Annotated in this window: 15 protein-coding genes; 5 read left to right on the top strand and 10 right to left on the bottom strand. The window is 37.0% G+C overall.

Annotation, left to right across the window (positions count from 1 at the left end):
• Positions 1 to 13 precede the first annotated feature (13 nt).
• A complete protein-coding gene (locus tag ADU73_RS09225; RefSeq protein WP_062913418.1) occupies positions 14 to 826 on the top strand; it encodes a Cof-type HAD-IIB family hydrolase in 813 nt (270 codons plus the stop codon).
• 54 nt (positions 827 to 880) lie between these two features.
• Here the strand turns inward: ADU73_RS09225 and ADU73_RS09220 are convergent, their stop codons facing one another.
• Positions 881 to 1,087, bottom strand: coding sequence for a 2-hydroxymuconate tautomerase (locus tag ADU73_RS09220; protein WP_080945593.1), 207 nt, complete (start codon positions 1,085 to 1,087; stop codon positions 881 to 883).
• 102 nt (positions 1,088 to 1,189) lie between these two features.
• Between ADU73_RS09220 and ADU73_RS09215 the strand changes: the two genes are divergently transcribed.
• Together ADU73_RS09215 and ADU73_RS09210 are read left to right on the top strand one after the other, a co-directional pair.
• On the top strand, positions 1,190 to 2,620 hold the full coding sequence (locus ADU73_RS09215) for a C69 family dipeptidase (protein WP_046870575.1): 1,431 nt from the start codon (positions 1,190 to 1,192) through the stop codon (positions 2,618 to 2,620).
• Between the two features lie 284 nt (positions 2,621 to 2,904).
• Positions 2,905 to 3,921, top strand: a complete 1,017-nt coding sequence (locus tag ADU73_RS09210; protein ID WP_046870599.1) for an IS30 family transposase — start codon at positions 2,905 to 2,907, stop codon at positions 3,919 to 3,921.
• Between the two features lie 115 nt (positions 3,922 to 4,036).
• On the opposite strand, the gene rplS is transcribed toward ADU73_RS09210, so the two are convergent.
• The 7 genes from rplS to ADU73_RS09175 all read right to left on the bottom strand — a co-directional run bounded on the left by rplS (position 4,037) and on the right by ADU73_RS09175 (position 9,081).
• Positions 4,037 to 4,384, bottom strand: coding sequence for a 50S ribosomal protein L19 (gene rplS / locus ADU73_RS09205; protein ID WP_046870576.1), 348 nt, complete (start codon positions 4,382 to 4,384; stop codon positions 4,037 to 4,039).
• Positions 4,385 to 4,568: 184 nt separating this feature from the next.
• Positions 4,569 to 5,936 (bottom strand): ISLre2 family transposase, encoded by a 1,368-nt coding sequence (locus ADU73_RS09200; RefSeq protein ID WP_062913107.1) that lies wholly within the window; start codon positions 5,934 to 5,936, stop codon positions 4,569 to 4,571.
• Positions 5,937 to 6,070: 134 nt separating this feature from the next.
• Positions 6,071 to 6,826 carry a tRNA (guanosine(37)-N1)-methyltransferase TrmD gene (gene trmD, locus ADU73_RS09195; RefSeq protein ID WP_046870577.1) on the bottom strand — a complete coding sequence of 252 codons (756 nt, stop codon included), beginning with the start codon at positions 6,824 to 6,826 and terminating at the stop codon, positions 6,071 to 6,073.
• A complete protein-coding gene (gene rimM, locus ADU73_RS09190; RefSeq protein WP_046870578.1) occupies positions 6,823 to 7,344 on the bottom strand; it encodes a ribosome maturation factor RimM in 522 nt (173 codons plus the stop codon). The genes trmD and rimM overlap by 4 nt, the downstream gene beginning before the upstream one ends.
• Before the next feature lie 50 nt (positions 7,345 to 7,394).
• Positions 7,395 to 7,652: a KH domain-containing protein gene (locus ADU73_RS09185; RefSeq protein WP_046870579.1), complete on the bottom strand. Its 258-nt coding sequence runs from the start codon at positions 7,650 to 7,652 to the stop codon at positions 7,395 to 7,397.
• Positions 7,653 to 7,667: 15 nt separating this feature from the next.
• Positions 7,668 to 7,940 carry a 30S ribosomal protein S16 gene (rpsP, locus tag ADU73_RS09180; RefSeq protein ID WP_046870580.1) on the bottom strand — a complete coding sequence of 91 codons (273 nt, stop codon included), beginning with the start codon at positions 7,938 to 7,940 and terminating at the stop codon, positions 7,668 to 7,670.
• A gap of 610 nt (positions 7,941 to 8,550) precedes the next feature.
• The gene (locus ADU73_RS09175) at positions 8,551 to 9,081 is read right to left on the bottom strand and encodes a hypothetical protein (RefSeq protein ID WP_062913417.1); all 531 of its coding nucleotides are present in this window, start codon (positions 9,079 to 9,081) and stop codon (positions 8,551 to 8,553) included.
• A 172-nt stretch (positions 9,082 to 9,253) separates the two neighbouring features.
• Here ADU73_RS09175 and ADU73_RS09170 point away from each other — a divergent pair, with 172 nt between their 5' ends.
• Complete coding sequence (locus tag ADU73_RS09170) at positions 9,254 to 10,621, top strand: ISLre2 family transposase (RefSeq protein WP_046872291.1); 1,368 nt, start codon at positions 9,254 to 9,256, stop codon at positions 10,619 to 10,621.
• Between the two features lie 36 nt (positions 10,622 to 10,657).
• Here ADU73_RS09170 and ADU73_RS09165 read toward each other — a convergent pair whose 3' ends face one another.
• Positions 10,658 to 11,113: a 3'-5' exonuclease gene (locus ADU73_RS09165; RefSeq protein ID WP_062913416.1), complete on the bottom strand. Its 456-nt coding sequence runs from the start codon at positions 11,111 to 11,113 to the stop codon at positions 10,658 to 10,660.
• A gap of 261 nt (positions 11,114 to 11,374) precedes the next feature.
• Here ADU73_RS09165 and ADU73_RS09160 point away from each other — a divergent pair, with 261 nt between their 5' ends.
• Positions 11,375 to 11,926 (top strand): hypothetical protein, encoded by a 552-nt coding sequence (locus tag ADU73_RS09160; RefSeq protein ID WP_046870582.1) that lies wholly within the window; start codon positions 11,375 to 11,377, stop codon positions 11,924 to 11,926.
• 226 nt (positions 11,927 to 12,152) lie between these two features.
• Here ADU73_RS09160 and ADU73_RS09155 read toward each other — a convergent pair whose 3' ends face one another.
• On the bottom strand, positions 12,153 to 13,391 hold the full coding sequence (locus ADU73_RS09155; RefSeq protein ID WP_046870583.1) for a mucin-binding protein: 1,239 nt from the start codon (positions 13,389 to 13,391) through the stop codon (positions 12,153 to 12,155).
• Positions 13,392 to 13,799: the final 408 nt, after the last annotated feature.

Genomic DNA, 13,799 nt, shown 5'->3' with positions numbered 1-13,799 from the left:
GGAGTTGAATAACATGCCACAAAAATTAATCACAATCGATCTTGACGGAACCACCCTTAATAATCAAAATCAAGTTTCCCCAAAAACAATTCAAGTAATTAAAAAGGCAAGTGCTGCCGGTCATATAGTAAGTATTGTAACTGGACGTCCTTACCGAATTTCTGAGAATATTTATGACCAGTTGCAATTAAAGACGCCCATGGTTAATTTTAACGGTGCTCTAACTCATATTCCCCATCAACATTGGGCTGGTGAGTATAAACGAACCATCAATAAAGCGATTGTTTTTGATATGATGGCTAATCGAAAAAAATTACAATTAGAAATGATCGCTGCTGAAGGTAAACATACTTATTTGGCTGATCATTTACCCCCATCATCTCTAGATTTCTTTCCAACTACTTTGAATCAGAATCAGCATCTTTCCCGAAATTCACTCAAAAGAAATCCTACCTCCATGATCCTTTTTGTGGCCCCTCATCAAGAACAGGTTGTGCGAAACATTGTGATGCATAACTATGGCGCCCAAGTCGATATTGGTGTTTGGGGTGGTCTTAACAGTGTCTTAGAGGTTGTCTCAAAAGGTATTCAAAAGGCTAAAGCTGTGGCTTATATTGCTCACCAATATCATATTGATCGTCAAAATATTATTGCCTTTGGGGATGAGCATAATGATGCTGAAATGCTAGATTATGTCGGTCGTGGGGTTGCCATGCAAAATGCAACACCCATCATCAAAGGGATTGCTAATGACGTTACTGAGTTTGATAATGATCATGACGGTCTGGCAAGATATCTAGAAAATTATTTGTATTTAGCTAATTAAATTTTGTTTAAAAAGGAGTAACCCGCGACGGTCACTCCTTTTTAGATAGGCAATTTATTTTTCATCACTTCTCAAAATACCGCCGTCACTATAACGGTCTGGACGCATTTCGTTTAACACAATGTGAATATGTTCAGCAGGAGCCCCAGTGTTCTTCGATACAGCACTGGTAACATCTTTCACTAAGTTGCGTAACTGATCAGTAGAACGCCCTTCAATCAAATCAATATGTACTAATGGCATATTATGATACCTCCTCATTTGTTTTATCCATTGTCGCAATCTTTTCCATAAATTTCAAATAATATTTTATGCTAAAATGAGAGTCATATATATAAACGTATTTTTCGAGGAGGAAATTTAATGACAAATCAATCCAATCCCTATTCAGCCTGCACTAGTTTTCTAGCTGGCCGTTTGGCAACCACCGATGGTTCTACTTTAATTGGCCGAAATGAAGACTCACAAGCTGCCTGGCCCAAACATTTTGTAGTCCACCCCCATCATGAATATTCTGAACCGCAAATCTTTAAATCTACGGATAATGGCTTCACACTTAACCTTCCTAAAATTTCCGCTAAATACACGGCAACTCCCGAATGGACCGATAAATTCGGCTTATTTGAAGAAGATGGCATCAACGAATATGGCGTTGCAATGAGTGCCACTGAAAGTGCTTATACAAATAACCAAGCGTTGGGTGCCGATCCCCTTGTAGAAAATGGGATTGGCGAAGAAGCAATGGTCACCGTTACATTGCCCTATATCAAAACTGCTCGTGAAGGCGTCGCTTATTTAGGAAACATTGTCGAAAAGTACGGAACGTCTGAAACAAATGGCATTCTCTTTTCCGATCAAACTGAAGTCTGGTATATGGAAACTGCTGCTGGTCATCAATGGGTGGCTCAACGAATTCCTGATGATGCCTATGCAGTCGTGGCCAATCAGCTTTCAATTCAAGAAATTGATTTTGATGATGACGATAACTTCATGACCGTTCCAGGTTTGACTGAGTTCGTTGCCCAAAATCATTTAAACACACAAACTAGTGGCTTTAACTTCCGAAATATTTTTGGAACTAATGATCTGTCCGATGAATTTTACAATAATCCGCGGGTTTGGTACGGGCAAAAGCTATTGAACCCTCACACAGAGCAGCAACCTCAAAGCCATGAATTGCCTTTCATTTGTCATGCCGAAAAACTAATTCAAGTAGCTGATGCCAAACAGATTTTAAGTTCCCATTTTCAAGGAACTCCCTTTGATCCAATTGGCGTTGGCAACTCTCGAGAACGAACTCAATATCGACCAATCAGTTTAGCTAAAACGCAAGAATCACATATTTTGCAAATTCGGCCAACCCTACCAACAGAAATTGCTGGAATTCATTGGCTGGCTATGGGTGTTGCTGCTCAGAGCCTTTATATTCCGTTTTACGCAGGCATTAAAGACACCCCTGCCAGTTACAAGCGTGGCAACAAAACTTTCCAACCTGACTCTGCCTACTGGATTTACAAGCAGGCTGGTGTTCTGGTAGATACCAACTATTTAGACTTTGGCTCCTTACTTGAAGATGTCCAAAATAAAGTTAGTCAGCAACTCAATCAAAATTTGCAGATCAGTGATAAAATGGCCCGCAAACTTGAGGGCAAACAACTGGAAAATTATTTAACTAGTCAAAGCAACCAAAATGCAGATCTAGGTCTGCAAGCCATGCAACAATTGACGGCCCAACTAATCACAAAAATGACTGATTTATCACCACTAAACTTTAAACAAGATATGAACTTATAACTTAATCTTTAAATGGTTATCAACCTTGTTTTTTAAGCTATCTCTTGATTCTTCAAAAAAATATTTGTGAGACAAAAACCAAATTGAAAAAGTTAAGCTGATAAAAAAACTACTGCTTCCACCAATAACATGGCGAATGCAGTAGTCTTTTTTTAAAGTTTCATTTAAAAATACCAGCCGAATTTACAATTCAAGTGCAACACCTGATCAGCTAGACCAAAAATAGACAAAATAGGCCATGGAGACCTAGACTTAAAGTGACTAAGCTCAAGAAAGGAGTCTCCATGACCCAAACCAAGAATAGCACTATGTCTGTTTATCAACAACTAAAACCCGAAGAAAGAGGTATGATCCAAACTTTAAATCGCCAAAATGTTCCCGTTCGTGAAATCGCTAGAGAGCTTCACAGAAGTCCTAGTACGATTAGCCGTGAATTACATCGCGGAACGGTTAAACAACGCGATACTAACTACTTATTTTTCACTAACTACTATGCTGATGCCGGTCAAGCTATTTATGAAAAGAATCGTTCTCACTGCCACTCAAAAGGGTTGCTAAGACCATGTAAATTCTTTTTTAACCTCTTGACTAAAGCCCTTAAAAAACACTTTAGATCGGCTGGCGTTGACGGATTCGTTCATCAATTTCAAGCTAAATATCCTAGGTTCAAATGTCCTTCAACTCCCACCGTATATCGTTATATTGACCGCGACCTTCTGGATGTTAAAAATAGTGATCTTCCTAAGAAGCTTAGACGGCGAGTTAAGGGCAAACACAAGCATAGTCGACATAATAAGAAGATATTAGGTACCTCAATTGAAGAACGGCCCAAAAGTGTCACCGAACGCACAGCGTTTGGTAATTGGGAAGGTGATCTAGTTAAAGGGCGACGAGTAGCCTCTGAGCCTGCATTACTTACGTTGACAGAACGTATGAGCCGCTTTGAAATAATTATCAAGCTTCCAGATTACCATGCTCAGACTTGTTTAGACGCTCTTCAAAAAGTTATCGATCAATATCCAGGTTGGTTTAAATCTATTACTTTTGATAACGGTAGTGAGTTTTCGAAGCTTACACAAATTAAAGGCACTAAGATTTACTTTGCCCATCCGTTCTCGCCTTGGGAACGTGGCAGTAATGAGAACACTAATGGCCTTATCCGGGAATACATTCCTAAAGGACGATCATTGAAACAATTTACTGAAGCACAGATTCACCAAGTTCAAAATGCAATCAATGACAAGCCCCGTAAAATCCTGCACTGCCTGAGTGCCAAAGCATTCAGTAAAACTTTAAGATAGTTCCCTAGACCAATTTCTATTTTACTTAGCAAGTGTTGCACTTGATTTGACAATTCAGGTTTAAAAATACCAATAAAAAAACACAAATCAAAAATTGATTTGTGTTTTAATTATATTAACGACGGTCTTCTTTAATACGAGCTGCCTTACCATTTAAAGCACGTAAGTAATAAAGTTTAGAACGACGAACACGACCATGACGAATAACTTCTATCTCAGCAACACGTGGTGAATGTAATGGAAATGTACGTTCCACACCAACACCATTACTGATCTTACGAACAGTATATGTTTCGCTAATGCCAACACCATGACGCTTGATAACAACACCTTCAAAAAGTTGGATACGCTCATGTGTACCTTCAACAATTTTGGCGTGTACTCGTACAGTATCTCCAGCACGGAACTCAGGAATATCATCACGTAATTGTGATGCGGTAATTTTACTAATTAATGGATTCATTGAAAATCCTTCCTTTCATCAACATTCTTATCCTTCTCGAACAGCGGAATATTGTGTGTTTTAGTCTTAACAGACCAGTTAAAAGCTTAGCATAAAACGTGTGACCTGTAAAGCTTGTTTAATATTAGTATGTGTCAAGTTTTCCTAGGTGCCTTATAATCAACCAAATATTTATACACAATAATTAGTTTGAAAATATTTTTGCCATTGCTCCGATAGGGCTACTTGTTGGGGCATCAACTGGTATTTTACCTGAAAGAACTCCAATATGCTTAGAATGGTGCTTGTTGCTCAGCTGAGCTGGACTCAACGTCTTCAATGATTCCGTAGCGATCTCAATCGTTAGCTCTTGTAACTTTCTTAAACCACCACGTAAGTATTTATCTAGCTTACCGTTTACCCGAGCTTCAATTAATTTCAACATAGCCTCAAGGCCCTTTTCGGACCATACTTTGCCTTGCTTTTTCATTCGATACGTGTACGCTCTGTGTGAGCTTTCAACGGATCCCAATTTGCCGACCCTCATGAAGCCACGATCGTGTGGAGACTTTATAAACTGCCAATTTCTTGCCAAATATTGTCTTAGGACCCTTAGGCTCTCAAGTTCCTTATCAGTTTTAATTTGCGACTCAAATGTATCTAAAATAACGTTTAACTGATTCTGATCATACAGGCTAACGCTCTTAACGGCCTTATCAACCAATGGATTAAATAAACCAAAGGTTTGTTTAATCTTTTTGACAAAGTGATACCGATCGATAGTAAATTCAACTCTTTGAGCACTCGGAACTATTTCTCGCATACTTTTCGGGTTATACCCTGGGCCACCATCACTTGCTGTAAACACGGTCATTTCACTGATTTTATAATACTTCTCAATGTAGTCAGTTACTCGTTTTTGAACCTTTTTTTGATTGATACCAACAAACTCAACTTTGTTTGATCTTGTTCCATCTAATCCTGATTCAAAAACAATGTAATGGTGGACGTCTTGTCTTCGTCGATTAATTTTGTGTATCTCAAAGGCATCGCCTTCAACCACTAAGTTTTCAACTTTTCGTTTCTTAACTAGTTTCTCTTCGGACGATTTTTCTTCTGTCTTCACGGTATCTGCCATGTCTCTGATAATTCGGTCTACTGACCAGGCACTAATATCCGTCTGACTTGCCAGATTGATCATTGCGGCCGTATTTCTCATCGTTGTCGTTTGCCCAATTTTGGCAACGACACTTTTAAAATAAGGTGAAATTCTTTTTCTTTCTTCCAACTGAAGTTGTTCATCCAACGGGAAGTAATAACTTCCATTGGGTCGAAGATAACATCTTCTTTCAAAATTCACGGCGCCAAACATAAACTCAATTGTTCTGGCCTGTCGATTAATGAATGTATTTTCTGCCGGAATTGATGGAACGAGTGTTTCATCTAATTGCCTCAGATATTCAGCTACAACCAGCTGGAATGACTTCCTAAGATGAAGAATTACCTGCTCCTCTAAATCAAATAAACTGTCTAAATTTCCCAATGATTCAATAAAATCTGCTAAAATATACATGAAAGACCTGTATCCTTTCCTTTAATCTTCGTCGATTAAAAGGCTACAGGTCTTTTTCTATATATTCAACTCAAAATGAATATTCCTAGAATTTTATTGACCATCTAGGAAAACCTTACACTAACTAATATTAACTAATCGTTATTTTTGTCACTGGACTCCAGTTTAATTTCTTCTAGAAGCTCATGATCTTTGCGATCGAACTCCATTTTGTCCAACAAATCTGGGCGCTTTTGCAATGTTCTCTTTAAAGCCTGTTTACGACGCCATTTAGCAATCAATTGATGATTTCCGCTGAGTAATACCTCAGGAACCTGCATGCCCCTAAAATCGGCAGGACGCGAATATTGGGGATACTCTAAAAGTCCTGTTGAAAAAGAATCACCTGGAGCTGATTCTTCATTTCCTAATACACCAGGTAAAAGCCGGACTGTCGCATCAATCATAACCATTGCTGCCAACTCACCGCCTGTTAACACGTAATCACCTAATGATACCTCATCAGTCGCAAGCGTCTTAATTCGCTCATCATAACCTTCATAGTGGCCACAAATAAACGTTAAGTGCGTTTCATTGGCAAAATCTTCTGCCATTTTTTGATTAAAAGGCTTCCCACCAGGATCCAAAATAATTACGCGTCCTTTTGGTAATTGCCGATTTTCATCTTCAACAGCCGCCATTGCATCAAAAATCGGTTGTGGCTGGAGCAACATTCCTGCACCACCGCCATAAGGATAATCATCTACATTATTATGTTTGTTGCTCGCGTAATCTCGAAAATTGGTTACCTTCATATCCAATAACTTATCTTCAATTGCCTTCCCAACAATCGACTCATGCATCGGCCCGCTAAACATATCGGGAAAAAGACTTAATATGTCAATTTTCATTCATCAAGTCCCTCCAACAATTCAACCGTCACTCTGTGTGCATTTAAATCTACCTTTTTAATAACTTGCTGAATATATGGCAACAATAAGTCTTTCTTACCTGACCGTTTGACTACCCAAACATCATTAGCTCCTAGGGAAAGAATCTCAGAAATCTGTCCCAAAAGCTGCTCGTCCAAATCATAAACATCCAATCCAATAATATCGTCATAATAAAATTCATCAGAAGACAGTTGTCCACGATCCTCTGCTGATATTTTTAGATCAAACTGTTTAAATTTTTCAACATCATTTATAGAATTAAATCCATCAAATTTCAGGAAATAAAGACTTTTTTGTTGACGTGCTTTGGCAATTTTTAAAGCTTTTACTGGTTTATTTTCGTTTTTAGGCGCAAACAAATATAATTGTTTGCCAACTTGAAATCGTTTCTTAGGGAAATCTGTAATGGGCATTACTTTAACTTCGCCTTGAATACCATGCGTATTAACAATTTTACCCACATTATAATATTGCATTAATTTACCTCATATATAATAAAAACTCTTAAACAAAAACAAAGTTTCGTTTAAGAGCTTTTTGATTTACCGTCTTCAATCACCAACCGAACTCGTTTATTACCCTGAAAGCGAAAACTATAAACAACATTCCGAATTGCTTGTGCAACGCGTCCGTGTCGTCCAATTACTCGACCAACATCAGCTGGATCCATACTTAAATGAAATTCATAAAAACGTTCTGATTCCGATTGCTCAATTGAAATCCGCTCTGGATGAGAAACGAGTGGTTCAACAATTGCTAAGATTAAAGCTTCTATATCTTTCATAATCAGTTATCCCGATTACTTAGCAAGCTTTGATTCGTGATACTTCTTCATAATTCCAGCTTTTGAAAGAATATTCTTAACGGTATCTGATGGTTGAGCACCATTGCTTAACCAACTTAAGATGTCTTCCTCATTTAATTTTACTACAGCTGGATTAACTAATGGATTGTAAGTACCAACTTGGGCGATAAAACGACCATCACGTGGTGAGCGAGAATCAGCAACAACCACCCGATAGAAAGGACGCTTTTTTGAACCCATTCGTTTCAAACGAATTTTTACAGACATGTCAACACCTCCTGTTTTATTTCACGTTAAATAATATACCAGTTATTCAATTAGATGTAAAGGGTTTTTTCTTTACAGGTAGACTAAAGTCCATCAAACCGGCCTTTAAATTAAATATTTACCGGTCATCTTCAACCGTAACCGCAGTATTTCTGATTGCTTGAACCATATTTAAATTCCGATCGTTTGTAAAACAGCACGTCCTAAATTACCCAAGAAACAGAGTAACAAAACTTTTAAAGTTGGTGTTTAAAATAACTATTTATGTATTTATGATCATTCTTATAAGAGTCATTTTGCAAATAACAAGAATAATCACCTACTTTGATAAAATAATTCAAAAATCACTTACAAAATTTTTCTAGAATACGCTATTACTTAACGTAATAAAGAAGAAACCACAATATGTTTTCTATTCGCAACATCATTTACCTCGGCACATTCTTAGTTAAAGTTTTACTCTAACTTGGTCACAATCGCAAGATATCATTTATATTTGCCAAAAAAATAATTTTTTAAAAGGGTATTATTCCTCCACCTTATTTTAAATCCTAAATTATGTTTAATACCTATTGTTTAATACCTATTTTAATAATTTGCAGTTATAGCTTTAACCCGTAGCTTCATTTCCAACCTGTTGCCACGGTTCAGATTCCATTTTTCCAAGTTTTTTAATCATCTCTTCACCATTAATAATTTTTAAATGATTATATTTTTTGGAGATCCTATAGGCTTTTTTCTCTTCTGCACTAAGCTCAGCGTCCGCACTATTATTTAGGCTCTCCCCATCAATAAAAACATCAACTTCCTGATCTAATTTACACATCACCTGTCCACCGTACTTGATCACCAATTGTTGCATGTCAGAATTTGATTTTCCTTCAAAAGTTCCATAAACAGTCACCTTTTGATGTTCAAAAATACTTTTATGATGCTTTTTTACTAATTCAGATGCTAAATCATCCGTAGCCAAGTGCTGGTAAACAACCGCCGTCGTCTTACAATCATTTAAAGAATTATGGGAACGATTATGAACGTCGAAATACTTTTTAAGAATCGGTAAACTAAATTTTTCGGTTGGTAGCTTTTTGACTTTTGCAAGTTGAAAAGTATCTATGAGTCGATTATCACTAAAAGTCATCCCCTTTTCTTCCAAGAATGGTATATCAAAAGAAATAATGTTATGTCGTTAGTGTAAGGTTTTCCTAGATGGTCAATAAAATTCTAGGAATATTCATTTTGAGTTGAATATATAGAAAAAGACCTGTAGCCTTTTAATCGACGAAGATTAAAGGAAGGGATACAGGTCTTTCATGTATATTTTAGCAGATTTTATTGAATCATTGGGAAATTTAGACAGTTTATTTGATTTAGAGGAGCAGGTAATTCTTCATCTTAGGAAGTCATTCCAGCTGGTTGTAGCTGAATATCTGAGGCAATTAGATGAAACACTCGTTCCATCAATTCCGGCAGAAAATACATTCATTAATCGACAGGCCAGAACAATTGAGTTTATGTTTGGCGCCGTGAATTTTGAAAGAAGATGTTATCTTCGACCCAATGGAAGTTATTACTTCCCGTTGGATGAACAACTTCAGTTGGAAGAAAGAAAAAGAATTTCACCTTATTTTAAAAGTGTCGTTGCCAAAATTGGGCAAACGACAACGATGAGAAATACGGCCGCAATGATCAATCTGGCAAGTCAGACGGATATTAGTGCCTGGTCAGTAGACCGAATTATCAGAGACATGGCAGATACCGTGAAGACAGAAGAAAAATCGTCCGAAGAGAAACTAGTTAAGAAACGAAAAGTTGAAAACTTAGTGGTTGAAGGCGATGCCTTTGAGATACACAAAATTAATCGACGAAGACAAGACGTCCACCATTACATTGTTTTTGAATCAGGATTAGATGGAACAAGATCAAACAAAGTTGAGTTTGTTGGTATCAATCAAAAAAAGGTTCAAAAACGAGTAACTGACTACATTGAGAAGTATTATAAAATCAGTGAAATGACCGTGTTTACAGCAAGTGATGGTGGCCCAGGGTATAACCCGAAAAGTATGCGAGAAATAGTTCCGAGTGCTCAAAGAGTTGAATTTACTATCGATCGGTATCACTTTGTCAAAAAGATTAAACAAACCTTTGGTTTATTTAATCCATTGGTTGATAAGGCCGTTAAGAGCGTTAGCCTGTATGATCAGAATCAGTTAAACGTTATTTTAGATACATTTGAGTCGCAAATTAAAACTGATAAGGAACTTGAGAGCCTAAGGGTCCTAAGACAATATTTGGCAAGAAATTGGCAGTTTATAAAGTCTCCACACGATCGTGGCTTCATGAGGGTCGGCAAATTGGGATCCGTTGAAAGCTCACACAGAGCGTACACGTATCGAATGAAAAAGCAAGGCAAAGTATGGTCCGAAAAGGGCCTTGAGGCTATGTTGAAATTAATTGAAGCTCGGGTAAACGGTAAGCTAGATAAATACTTACGTGGTGGTTTAAGAAAGTTACAAGAGCTAACGATTGAGATCGCTACGGAATCATTGAAGACGTTGAGTTCAGCTCAGCTGAGCAACAAGCACCATTCTAAGCATATTGGAGTTCTTTCAGGTAAAATACCAGTTGATGCCCCAACAAGTAGCCCTATCGGAGCAATGGCAAAAATATTTTCAAACTAATTATTGTGTATAAATATTTGGTTGATTATAAGGCACCTAGGAAAACTTGACACATACGTTATGTCCAATAATTGGATAATTACCAATAAAGGTGCGATAATTAGATGCCACCTCATGAAATTCAGGAGTATTTTCTAACATTTGTGAAGAGATCCCAGTAAGATTGCTAATAAAACCACTAACCTGCTGTTTGGGATGCACTAGCGTATCAAATTGTTCGATCTGTTTATCATTATGATATTTAATACCACTAAGTTGAATCACTTCATCTGTATTCTTGTCTAATCCAGTTGATTCAATATCAATCACCACATAATCCTGTGGAAAATCAGTACTTGCTGCTCTAACAACACTACCACGTTTAAGTGTCTGAACAATTACATACATCAAAAACTCTTTTTTTGCTTTCACCGTCATGTTTGTTTCAGCCAGATAGGCTTTAATTTGCGAATCCTTAACCAGTTTTGCATATACTTCTTCATAACTTGCCATTTTAATTCCGCCTATTCATGAATATTTAAACACCTCGTTAATTTCATAATACTCATCTTGACGACACTATATGTCATGTAAAACCGTCATATTTATTTTTAGCTTTTAAACTTATTAATAAAAAGGCAGAAATCAACAAGTTTTATCAACTTAATCAATTTTTGCCTTTAGTTTTTGGTATGATTAAATACAATAACATCAAGTTACAAAATCGTTTATAATGAGTTTATCAATTCTGGTTTGGGAGATGAAATCTTACTCATGAAACGCAGAAATTTCCGCTTTAATAAGTATGGGAAAAAATCAATTCGTAACATTATATTTTGGGTATTAATTGCTTTAATATTTGTTGCCACAACGACATTTGTTTATGTTCGTCATCTGCAAATGGAACCACCGGCTAACAATTTAACGCTTAGTGCCGCCAGCTCACGAAAAGAAAAGAAAGCTGAGTCTGCATCTATCGCCAAATTTGAATCTAGTCTTAGTGCCAAAGACAGATCCAATGCGCAATCTTCTTCAATTTTTCGTGCACGAAGTTCAATCAGTAGGGCTAGCGAATCATTGGCACGAGAAAAAGCTTCTAATAGTAAGGTGGCATCTTCCCTAAGAATTGCCCAAGCAAAAGCTACTAAAGATGCAAATTCAGTTGCAAAAGATGCTAAACAAAACTCAACCAATGCAGAAAAAATATTTAGCGAGCCAACTAAAGCAAGTTCCAGTATCCAAAGTAAGCCTAGTTCAAATGATGAATCTAGTAGTAGTTCCAGTCACTCAAAAAGTTCTGCCAGTAGCACTAGTTCTAGTGACTAACCAAATATTATAAATATCCAGGTAATGCCCAAATTAAATATTTTTGAATCGGTTAAAAAAACATCTTTCTGTTACACGTACAACAGCAAATTCTAAACTCGTATCAATTGATCCACAAATATAAGGATTACGCAGGTAAACCAACCAAAAAGAAACTGATAAAACTTCATTAGCAATGAAGACATCAGTTTCTTTTTTAAATTAATTTAACATCATCCATTTAAACCTATTCATGATAACGTTTTTTACTAAATAAACTATTAAACAATAGCCCGACCATACTCAACAAAGCAATACCAATAACTTCTAAAATAGAATCATCATAAAATTCATTGGTTTGTGGTAACTTCTTAGAAAGAGATTGACTGCTACTAGTAGTTTTTGAAACTTGTTTAGCCTGACCAGCCACTGGCTTAGAAACATTAGTAGTAATCGGTTTAACGGCTTGTGATTTAGCAGTCGGTGCCGTTTGCTTAACTCGAGGCTGTGTTTCAGCTTCTGAATTAGTTTGTTTACCAGTATTTGAACGATAAACCACATTAAGATTGCCGTTGTCATTCGGAACAACTTTTGTTTGTCCAGGTACAATTGTGTACCCCGGAAAATCAGAAGTAGCAATTGGTTGGCCAGTCACACCAGTTTTTGAAATTGGTTTGCCAATTAGCTTACCGTTCTTATCAATCGGAGTAATTGTATAACCATGATTAATTGCGGTATACGTAACCGTAATCTCACTATTATTCGGCATTTCAGTCACAGCGCCTAATTTACTGCCATTGACAATCATTCGATTGGCCCTGTAGCCAGCAACCACTGGTGATCTAACCGCCTCATAGTTACCATCTGGTGTATACGTTGTAACGTGTGTGGCTAAATCCATATCATCTGTCCAACTAATCATTTGAACATTAGCTGCTGGGGTTGCCTTGCCAGCACCCACATAGTTAATTGTTTGTATTGAAACAGTAGCATCATCAAATATATGTTGAGGAACAGAATGAATCACAGCATTATCATTGTTAACAGATTGAGTACTAGTCGCTTGCTTGTTGGTGACGGCTGATTGACGAGCCTCTGAATTAACAGCGGTTGAACCAGCAGAGCCTGCAGCACTGGTGTTAGAGGAAACTGAACTAGATGCAACATCATTACCAGTAGACTTGGTTGCTGCACTCGATTCAGCCTTTGAACTAGCCGGTGTTTTACTGTCAGTTGCTGCACTAGGATTCTGTACTGTTGAACTTGCGGCAGAACTATTAGTAGTTTTAACTTGTAAAGCACTATCAGCATTATTTTTGCCATTGATTACAGACGCATGTGCCGAAGTTTGGCCACCTAATAAAAATAGTCCACCAGCAATGGCGATACTGGCTAGAGCACCATTGACGAGAGTCTTGCCAGACCTATACAACTTATAATCAAGTGATACCTGAACTCCTTTATGTTCTAATTGTTTCAATCGCATCTTTAAAACATCCTCTTTTCAAAAATTTATATTTCATCCATATGTCGTCAAGCACTATTGACCTAGATGTATTGGTATAATTGCCCCCATTGTTACACTCAGCGTTGGTAAACTAGGTCTCAAATTATTTACTAATATTAAGCACTTAAACTGATCTACACATACCTCATTGTAAGTCCAATTGTCATTGATGTAAAAGCCTACCATGTAGTCACTTGTTTTAAAAACCTTCTAAGAATCCAAAACCATTTTTAGGATTTCTGATGTTTTACAAATTTCATTGCGACTTAAATAAGAAATAATAGACAACTCGTCATTTTTCAAGTTAGATTCTTGCCACTAAGTTAAGGATCCATTTAATTCATCATTAGCATGACTGACACTGATTTTGTTTACACTGGAAATCGT

Origin of the sequence: Pediococcus damnosus, assembly GCF_001611155.1 — a bacterium.
GTDB lineage: Bacteria > Bacillota > Bacilli > Lactobacillales > Lactobacillaceae > Pediococcus > Pediococcus damnosus.
The sequence above is the reverse complement of the archived record's forward strand: the minus strand, read 5'-3'. Positions and strand labels throughout refer to the sequence as shown.

Bases quoted from the DNA above. Each gene is read 5' to 3' on its own strand.
- ADU73_RS09225 (WP_062913418.1), top strand. From the start codon at position 14: ATGCCACAAAAATTAATCACAATCGATCTTGACGGAACCACCCTTAAT.
- ADU73_RS09220 (WP_080945593.1), bottom strand. From the start codon at position 1,087: ATGAGGAGGTATCATAATATGCCATTAGTACATATTGATTTGATTGAA.
- ADU73_RS09215 (WP_046870575.1), top strand. From the start codon at position 1,190: ATGACAAATCAATCCAATCCCTATTCAGCCTGCACTAGTTTTCTAGCT.
- ADU73_RS09210 (WP_046870599.1), top strand. From the start codon at position 2,905: ATGACCCAAACCAAGAATAGCACTATGTCTGTTTATCAACAACTAAAA.
- rplS (WP_046870576.1), bottom strand. From the start codon at position 4,384: ATGAATCCATTAATTAGTAAAATTACCGCATCACAATTACGTGATGAT.
- ADU73_RS09200 (WP_062913107.1), bottom strand. From the start codon at position 5,936: ATGTATATTTTAGCAGATTTTATTGAATCATTGGGAAATTTAGACAGT.
- trmD (WP_046870577.1), bottom strand. From the start codon at position 6,826: ATGAAAATTGACATATTAAGTCTTTTTCCCGATATGTTTAGCGGGCCG.
- rimM (WP_046870578.1), bottom strand. From the start codon at position 7,344: ATGCAATATTATAATGTGGGTAAAATTGTTAATACGCATGGTATTCAA.
- ADU73_RS09185 (WP_046870579.1), bottom strand. From the start codon at position 7,652: ATGAAAGATATAGAAGCTTTAATCTTAGCAATTGTTGAACCACTCGTT.
- rpsP (WP_046870580.1), bottom strand. From the start codon at position 7,940: ATGTCTGTAAAAATTCGTTTGAAACGAATGGGTTCAAAAAAGCGTCCT.
- ADU73_RS09175 (WP_062913417.1), bottom strand. From the start codon at position 9,081: ATGACTTTTAGTGATAATCGACTCATAGATACTTTTCAACTTGCAAAA.
- ADU73_RS09170 (WP_046872291.1), top strand. From the start codon at position 9,254: ATGTATATTTTAGCAGATTTTATTGAATCATTGGGAAATTTAGACAGT.
- ADU73_RS09165 (WP_062913416.1), bottom strand. From the start codon at position 11,113: ATGGCAAGTTATGAAGAAGTATATGCAAAACTGGTTAAGGATTCGCAA.
- ADU73_RS09160 (WP_046870582.1), top strand. From the start codon at position 11,375: ATGAAACGCAGAAATTTCCGCTTTAATAAGTATGGGAAAAAATCAATT.
- ADU73_RS09155 (WP_046870583.1), bottom strand. From the start codon at position 13,391: ATGCGATTGAAACAATTAGAACATAAAGGAGTTCAGGTATCACTTGAT.